Source organism: Nocardioides sp. Leaf374 (assembly GCF_916862475.1).
Taxonomy (GTDB): domain Bacteria; phylum Actinomycetota; class Actinomycetes; order Propionibacteriales; family Nocardioidaceae; genus Nocardioides; species Nocardioides kribbensis.
Genome location: NZ_CAKASO010000047.1, coordinates 22,291 through 28,545, shown reverse-complemented (window position 1 = coordinate 28,545; position 6,255 = coordinate 22,291). Strand labels below are relative to the sequence as shown.

General features: G+C 77.4%; 5 protein-coding genes. 4 read left to right on the top strand and 1 reads right to left on the bottom strand.

The window, feature by feature from the left end; all coding sequences use genetic code 11:
- A partial coding sequence (locus tag LPA27_RS16925; protein WP_228943187.1) for an FUSC family protein occupies positions 1–366 on the top strand: 366 nt, incomplete at its 5' end.
- Positions 367–694: 328 nt separating this feature from the next.
- Here LPA27_RS16925 and LPA27_RS16920 read toward each other — a convergent pair.
- Positions 695–2,014 (bottom strand): GNAT family N-acetyltransferase, encoded by a 1,320-nt coding sequence (locus LPA27_RS16920; protein WP_228943186.1) that lies wholly within the window; start codon positions 2,012–2,014, stop codon positions 695–697.
- Between the two features lie 70 nt (positions 2,015–2,084).
- Between LPA27_RS16920 and LPA27_RS16915 the strand changes: the two genes are divergently transcribed.
- From LPA27_RS16915 to LPA27_RS16905, 3 genes are all read left to right on the top strand, one after another.
- The gene (locus tag LPA27_RS16915; protein WP_228943185.1) at positions 2,085–3,302 is read left to right on the top strand and encodes a kynureninase; all 1,218 of its coding nucleotides are present in this window, start codon (positions 2,085–2,087) and stop codon (positions 3,300–3,302) included.
- Between the two features lie 174 nt (positions 3,303–3,476).
- Entirely contained in the window at positions 3,477–4,484 is a 1,008-nt protein-coding gene (locus tag LPA27_RS16910) for a S66 family peptidase (protein WP_228943184.1), read from the top strand.
- Positions 4,485–4,990: 506 nt separating this feature from the next.
- Entirely contained in the window at positions 4,991–6,232 is a 1,242-nt protein-coding gene (locus LPA27_RS16905) for an FAD-binding domain-containing protein (RefSeq protein ID WP_228943183.1), read from the top strand.
- Positions 6,233–6,255 lie beyond the last annotated feature (23 nt).

Below are 6,255 nucleotides of genomic sequence, written 5' to 3'. Positions count from 1 at the left end.
GCTGCTGTGGCTGGCCCTGGCCACCGCGCTCGCGCAGGTCGTCGCCTGGAGCCTGGAGGGCCTGCGCCGCCTGCCCGCCTCCTCGGCACAGGCGTCGGTCTGCTGGTCGCCGCGGCCCTGCTCGGCCTCGACCTCGAGGGGCTGGGCCTCGTGCTCGTGGTGGTCGCGCTGCAGGTCGGCGCGGAGCTGCTCGTCGGGCGCAACTACGCCCTCGCGCTGGTCGCCATCACGCCGCTGGCGCTGCTGATGGTGCACCTGGCCAGCCCGGTGCCCGTCGGCACGCTGCTGCTCGACCGCGCCGTGGAGACCCTGCTCGGCGTGGCCGTCGGGCTGGCGGTGGGTCGGGCGCTGCGGCGCCGGCCCTGACCCGCGGTCGCCGTCGGTCGCGTGGGTTGCTGAACCGGCGCAATTGCGTGGTGGTGCGGGGGGTGGGGTGAGGGGTGTGCGCGGCTGGTGCCGGTGGTGGGTCGCGTGGGTTGCTGAACCGGCGCAATTGCGTGGTGGTGCGGCCGGTCGGGTGGGCGGTTTGCGCGGCTGGTGCCGGGGGTGGGTCGCGTGGGTTGCTGAACCGGCGCAATTGCGTGGTGGCGCCGCCGGTCGGGTGAGGGGTGTGCGCGGCTGGTGCCGGGGGTGGGGCGCGTGAGTTGCTGAACCAGCGCGATTGCGCCGTTGCGCACCGGACCGACCGGGCGGCTCAGAAGTAGTCGCGCACGTGCAGCGGGCGGCCCGCGAGTAGCAGGTCGAGCAGGGCGTCGTGGTGGTCGGGCCCGGTGAGGTGGTCGAGCATGCGCAGGTTGGCGCAGGTCTGCGCGCCCGCGAAGAGGAGGGCCAGTCCCTGCGGCGTGAGGGTCGGTACGTCGACCCCGCCCGGCGCACCGACCGCGACCCCACCGGTGGCCAGCCGCTCGCAGCGGCCTGGCCCGTCGCCGAGCGTGAGCCGGTAGCGACCGTCGGCGCCGAGCCGGTCGCCGGCCACGGCGAGGTCGATCGCGACACCTGGCCCGGCAGTCCCGCCCCCGGACCCGACCCCGACCCCGACCCCGCCCCCGGACCCGGCCCCGGACGCGCCCCCGGCCCCGCCCCGCGGGCCGGGACCCGCGGGGAGGGCGAGACGTCGAGCGGTGAGGGCGCCGGCGACGTCGTGCACCCGCAGCATGTAGGGGTGGTGGGCGGCGGGGTCGGGTGACCAGGTGACGCCGGGCAGGAGGAGCCGCGCGGGGTCGGCGCCGGAGGTGCGCAGGGCGAGGGTGGGGGCGACGGAGGTGGAGCTGGCCAGCACCTGCCACAGCGCGCGGTAGCCGTCGGCGCTGACGGCGAGGAGGTCGTGCACCTCGAGCACGCCGTTGGGGCCGTAGCCGCCGTGGCGCGACCAGCTCGCGTAGCCGACCACCCGCCCCGTGGCGTCGACGGCCAGGGTGGTCGCGCCGCGGTCGGCGTGGAGCTCGGCGTCGGGCCGGTCGAAGCGCGGGCCGGTGCGGGTCAGCGGACCGTTCTGCGCCGCGGCCCAGGCGGCGTACAGCCCCTGCACCGCGCGCACGTCGCCCACCTCGGCGCGCCGCGTGGTGACGCCGGTGGGCGGGCGCACGCGCGACAGCGAGGCGGTCGGCAGGGTGACCCGGTCGAGGGCGGCGACCAGCTCCCAGCCCAGCGAGCGGTAGATGCCGGGGGCGGTGGGGTAGAGCGTCGAGAGGACCTCGCCGCGCCCAGCGGCCTGCGCGAGGAGCGGGGCCATCACCGCGGCGAGCAGCCCGCCGGCGCGGTGCTCCGCGGCGACGGCCACGCCCGCGATGCCGCAGGTGGCGAGCTCGACCCCGCCCCACCACGACGCCTGCTCGAGCGCGACCACCTTGGCCACGAGCCGGCCACCGTCGAGAGCGCCCCAGCCGTGGCGACCCGGCGGCGGCTCGGCGGGGCGCGTGCGGGGCGGGCTGCCGGCCGGCGGGGCGCCGAAGGCCTCCTCGGCCAGGGCGGCCTCGCCCTCCCAGTCGTCGGGGGTCAGCTCGCGGATCTCCACGACCCCGAACCTAGCCGGGCGCGCCGGGCCGGTGGCGGGCCCGGGGCGGGCGCGCGTGTAGACATGCGCCGTGAGCGACCTCGACCCCGCCCCCCGCGACGCCGCCGACCCGCTGGCCCCCCACCGCGACCGCTTCGTCGGCGCGAGCAGCCCGCTGGTCTACCTCGACGGCAACTCCCTGGGCCGCCCCCTCGCCGTCACCGGCGCCCGCCTCGCCGGCTTCGTCGACCACGAGTGGGGCGGGCGGCTGATCCGCGGCTGGGACGAGGACTGGTTCGACCTGCCGCAGCGCGTCGGCGACGACATCGCCCGCACCTGCCTGGGCGCCGCCGCGGGCCAGACCACCATCGGCGACTCCACGACCGTGCTGCTCTACAAGGCGATGCGCGCCGCGGTGGCGCTGCGTCCGGGCCGCGACGAGATCGTGGTCGACCGCGACAACTTCCCCACCGACCGCTACCTCGCCGAGGGCGTGGCCCGCGAGTGCGGGCTGACCCTGCGCTGGGTCGAGGTCGACACCGCGCTCGGGGTGAGCGAGGAGCTGCTGGCCGACGCCGTGGGGGAGCGTACGGCGCTCGTCGTGCTCAGCCACGTGGCCTACCGCTCGGCGTACCTCGCCGACGGCGCGACGCTGACCCGTCTCGCGCACGACGCGGGCGCGCTGGTGCTCTGGGACCTCAGCCACTCGGTGGGCTCGGTGCCGGTGGAGCTCGACGGCTGGGACGCCGACCTCGCGGTGGGCTGCACCTACAAGTACCTCAACGGCGGCCCCGGGTCGCCGGCCTTCGTCTACGTCGCCGAGCGGCTGCTCGCCGAGATCGAGCAGCCGCTGCAGGGCTGGATCGGTGCGCACGACCCCTTCCTCATGGGCCCGACCTACCGCCCGGCCGAGGGCATCCGCCGGATGCTGTCGGGCACGCCGCCGGTGGTCGGCATGCAGCCGGTGCGCGACATGCTCGAGCTGCTCGACCGGGTCGGCATCGCCGCGGTGCGCGAGAAGTCGGTGGGGCTCACCGACTACGCCCTCGACCTGGCCGACGACCTGCTCGCGCCGCTCGGCGTGGGCGTGGCCAGCCCGCGCGACCCCGCCCTGCGCGGCGGCCACGTCACCCTGGTGCACGAGCGGATGCGCGAGGTCACCACCGAGCTGTGGCGCCGCGACGTCATCCCCGACTACCGCGACCCCGGCGGCCTGCGCCTGGGGCTGTCGCCGCTGTCGACGTCGTACGCCGAGGTCCGGGCCGGTCTCGAGCAGGTGCGCGACGTGCTCGGGGGGCTGCTCGGCTGAGGTCGCCGCCGGCCTGCCGGCCTGCCGGGTGCTGTGCGGGACGTCATGCGGAGGGTGGAGTCGCCTCCTCGTGGCGCATGACGTCCGGGGTGCACGCGCCGCCCAGCCCCGCCCGCAGGGCGCTCGTCGGGCCGCCCGCAGGGCGCTCGTCGGGCCGCGTGGCAGGGTGAGGACATGCGCTACCCCACGCCCCTGCAGCCCGGCGACACGATCGGCGTGACCGCTCCCTCCTCGGGGGTGGCGGGCCCGCTGCGCCCGCGCCTCGACGCCGCCGTGGCCACGCTGCGCGAGCGCGGCTTCGAGGTGGTGCTCGGCGACTGCCTCGACGGCTCGTCGGTCACCTCCGCCCCGCGCGCCAGGCGCGCGGCCGAGCTCGGCGCGATGCTCACCGACCCCGCGATCCGCGCCGTCGTGCCGCCCTGGGGCGGCGAGCTGGCCGTCGACCTGCTCGAGGAGCTCGACTGGGCCGCCGTCGAGCGCGCCGAGCCCACCTGGGTGGTCGGGTGGAGCGACCTCGACACCGTGCTGCTGCCGCTCACCACCCGGCTGGGCTGGGCCACCCTGCACGGCTGGAACCTCATGGACACCCCCTACGCCGCCCCCGACGGCCTGCTGCACTGGGTCGACGTCGCCTCCGCCACCGGCCCCCTCACCCAGACCAGCCCGGGCCGCTACCGCGCCGACGGCTGGGACGACTACGTCGCCGAGCCCGGCGTCGACCGCATGACGCTGCCCGACGAGGGCGGCTGGTCGCTGCTGGGCGGGGGAGAGGCCTCCTTCTCCGGACGCCTGGTCGGTGGCTGCCTGGAGGTGCTGAGCCCACTGGCGGGCACGGCGTACGCCGACGTGCGCGGCTTCGGCGAGGCCCACGCCGACGACGGCCTCGTCGTCTACGTCGAGGCCGCCGAGCACGGCGCCTACGACGTCGCCCGCGCGCTGCACGGCCTGCGCCTGGCCGGGTGGTTCGACCACGCCACCGGCATCCTCGTCGGGCGCACCTCCGCCCCCGCCGCCGAGCACCTGACCCAGGCCGAGGCGGTCAAGGACGCCCTCGGCATGCTCGACCTCCCGGTCGTCCTCGACGTGGAGATCGGCCACGTGCAGCCCTTCCTCCCGCTCGTCAACGGCGCCCTCGCCGACGTCGACACCGGCGACCGCACCCTCGTCCAGACCTTCGCCTGACCACTCCGTCGCCCGACCCCGCCCCCGCCGCGGGACGTCATGCGGAGGGTGGATGCGTATCCACGGTGCGCATGACGTCCGCCGCCGGGACCCGACCCGTCGGTCCGCCGCCGGCCGGCCCGCCCAGCCGCCCGCTGCGGGACGTCATGCGGAGGGTGGATGCGCATCCACGGTGCGCATGACGTTCGTCGCTGGGGGCCCGAGCCGCCCCCCCGCCGACCCGCCGCCCGCCGCCCGCCGCCCGCCCGCACCGTCGCCCGCTGCGGGACGTCATGCGACAAGTGGATGCGCATCCACCTCTCGCATGACGCTCGCCCCACCCGACCCGACCCGACCATCGACCCGCCCCGCACGACCCGCCCCGCACGAGCCGCCCCGCACGACCCGCCCCGCACGACCCGCCCCGCGCGAGCCGCCCCGCACGAGCCGCCCCGCACGAGCCGCCCCGGGCCGACCGGAGCCACGAGGGTGACCCGAGTGTCGGTGGCGCGGGCGATGCTGAGGTGGTGCCCAGCCTCCCGCCGCCCCCGTCCCTCGCCGACGGCGCGACCCGCGACGACGTCGTCGCGTGGGTCGCGGCCCACCTGGGCGACCTGACCCTCGAGGGCCCCGACGGGGTGCGCGCCGGAGCGCTCACCGGCGGGCAGGGCGCCGCCGACGCCGCGCTCGCGGCCCTCGACGTCACCGGCTACGCCCGCAACCGCAGCACGGTGCTGCCCGTGGGGCGCCGTGGTGCGAGCCGGATGTCGCCCTACATCCGCCACGGGCTCACCCCGCTGCCCGCGGTGTGGTCGGCGGTCGGCGACGCCCCCGAGCGCGACCGCCGCAAGTACCGCGACGAGCTGCTGTGGCAGGAGTACGCCCGCCACCTCCACGCCCGTGTCGGGCCCGCCCTGGGCCGTCCGCTGCGCCACGAGCAGCCCGCCGGACCCCGACCCGCCGACGGCCGCGACCCATGGCCGCGGGAGATGGCGTGCATGGACGCCGTGGTCGGCGAGCTCCACGACGACGGGTGGCTGGTCAACCAGACCCGCATGTGGCTGGCCTCCCAGTGGGCCGTGCGCGAGGGTGCGGCCTGGCGCGACGGCGAGGACGCGATGTTCGCCCACCTGCTCGACGGCTCGCGCGCCGCGAACCGGCTGGGCTGGCAGTGGACCACCGGCACGGGCAGCGGCAAGCCCTACGGCTTCAGCCGCTGGCAGGTCGAGAAGCGCGCGCCGCAGCTCTGCCGCTCGTGCCCCCTGAAGGCCGCCTGCCCCGTACAGGACTGGCCCGAGGCCTCCACCGGCGCGCGGGTCGAGGGGCCCGGCGCCCCCGACCTCGGTCCCGGCGACATCCCGGCCGGCCCCGAGTCGGTCGAGGGCGGTGGGGCCGAGGAGGTCTGGCTCACCGCGGAGTCCCTCGGCGACACCGACCCCGCGCTGGCGGCCGACCCCGAGCGGCCCGCGGTGTTCGTCTTCGACGAGCCGCTGCTGCGCGGTCTGCGGCTCTCGGGCAAGCGGCTGGTCTTCCTCGCCGAGACCCTGGGCGAGCTCGGCGCGGGCCGCGGTCTCGACGTACGCCGGGGCGACGTGGTCGAGGAGCTGGCCGGTCGCTCGCTCGCGACGACCCACGCGCCGGTGCCCGGATGGGCGCGCCGGGCCGCGGCGCTGGGGCCGGCGGAGGTGCACCCCTGGCCGTGGCTGGTGCGTCCGCGGCGCGCCTCGGTGCGGTCCTTCTCCTCGTGGCGCAAGGGTGTGCGGGCCTGAGCCGACCCGGGCCGGGTCCGGGC

What these genes read in the sequence shown, in the direction of transcription:
- LPA27_RS16910 (WP_228943184.1), top strand. Translation starts at nt 3,477, where the DNA reads ATGCGCTACCCCACGCCCCTGCAGCCCGGCGACACGATCGGCGTGACC.